General features: G+C 73.3%; 2 protein-coding genes. Both read right to left on the bottom strand.

Annotation, left to right across the window (positions count from 1 at the left end; all coding sequences use genetic code 11):
- Positions 1 to 1,026: DUF3626 domain-containing protein (locus tag KBX53_RS32565; protein ID WP_309140910.1), on the bottom strand; the 1,026-nt coding region annotated here is incomplete at its 3' end.
- A partial coding sequence (locus KBX53_RS32560) for a VOC family protein (RefSeq protein ID WP_309140909.1) occupies positions 1,010 to 1,515 on the bottom strand: 506 nt, incomplete at its 5' end. The genes KBX53_RS32565 and KBX53_RS32560, both read right to left, overlap by 17 nt.

The raw sequence follows: 1,515 nt of genomic DNA, 5'->3' as shown, positions 1-1,515 counted from the left end.
CCACCGCTCCGGCTCGGTGACCACCGAGACCGCGCCCCGCCCGACCAGCGCCGCGTCCACCGGCTCGCCCGGTCCGGCGAACTCCCGATGCAGCCGCGCCGCCAGCACCGGAATCGCCGGCCCTCGGAATTCGGCGTCGACCCGGTCGACGGCCAGCGCGAAGCCCGGGTGCCACAGCAGCGGGAAACCGTGCCGCTCAGCGATTGATTCCAGCGTCGCCCCGGTCAGGGTGCCGGCGAAGGCCTTGTCCACCACCAGTTCCTCGACATCGCGCGCGAGGTCGAGGGTGCCGTGGATCTGGGCCTCCACGTAGTCATCGAGCGCGCGACCGACAGTTTCCGGCGTGGTCGGAACGTCCCGCACCGTCCGGACGAAGGTGCCGACGTCCGTTCCGGTGCGTCCCAGACACTCACCGGTGGCGGCGACACCGACCAGGAGCCCGGCGAGGACCGCCTCGAAGGCGTCGGCGGTCCCCACCACCCGCGGACCGAGGTGGCTGTCACCGAGACAGAAGGTCGCCCGGGTCAGCACCGCCGGACGCAGCCGCAGGTGACAGGAACCGAATCGGGGACAGGCGCCGTCCGCGTGACCGAGCAGGTTCATTCCGCCGTACGTGGGGCGGTCGGCCGCCGTGACCCCGGTTCGCTGGTACGCGCCGTCGAACATCCGTTGTTCCCAACGGTCCCGGTCTCCGCCCGGATAGGCGGTGAGCCCGCCGTTGGAGATTCCGGTGACGAACTGGCTGCGGTACACCCCGTCCTCGGCCAGGGCGGCGGCGACGGTCCGCCCGTCGACGCACAACCGGTCGGGGTGGAAGTTGACGGTCAGGCGACCACACTGGACCACTGCGGCGAGCAGCTCTTCCGGCCGGTCGTGGAGGCCGGCGGCGGTGAGTTCCCGGGCGATGATGTCCAGGGCGGCGCGCCGCTCGGCCACGGCCAGGGACCGGACGTGGGCCAGGGCCGCCGTCTGCGCCGGGGTGAGAGCGGCAGCCCGGGAACTGCCGGACTCAGTTGTCGCTGTCACGTCCGGGCTCCGCATGCCGCGTCCCCTCCCGCACGTCCGGCGCGAGCAACTCCTGGAAGACGGTGATGTGCAGGCCGGCGGGCGCGTCGAGGCGGGAGTTGAGCGACTGCCACGGTGTACGCGTCGGCGGCGCGACCTCGCTCGCCCCGGCGGCGACCAGCCGGGCCGTAGTCGCCTCGGCGTCGTCCACCTCGAAGGCCACCCGCAGGCGGGGGGCGACCTGCCGCCCCACCTCGACCTCGTCGATCATGCGTTTCTGGGCCGGGTTGGCGATCTCCAGGGTGGCCCGGCCCGCATCCAGGATCACCACCCGGGCGTCTCCGTCGCCGACGAACGCCGCCTCCTCGGGCAGGCCGAGCGCGTCACGGAAGAACGCGACGGCAGCGTCGTAGTCGTCGGCCTCCACCACGAGGCGGAGCTGACGGACGGCGGGGGTGGGGTGCTCGGCGGCCATGCGCGATCCGACCGCCGTCGGCGCGCACCGTCGGC

The sequence above is a fragment of the Micromonospora sp. M51 genome (assembly GCF_018070305.1).
Lineage (GTDB): Bacteria > Actinomycetota > Actinomycetes > Mycobacteriales > Micromonosporaceae > Micromonospora > Micromonospora parva.
The sequence above is the reverse complement of the archived record's forward strand: the minus strand, read 5'-3'. Positions and strand labels throughout refer to the sequence as shown.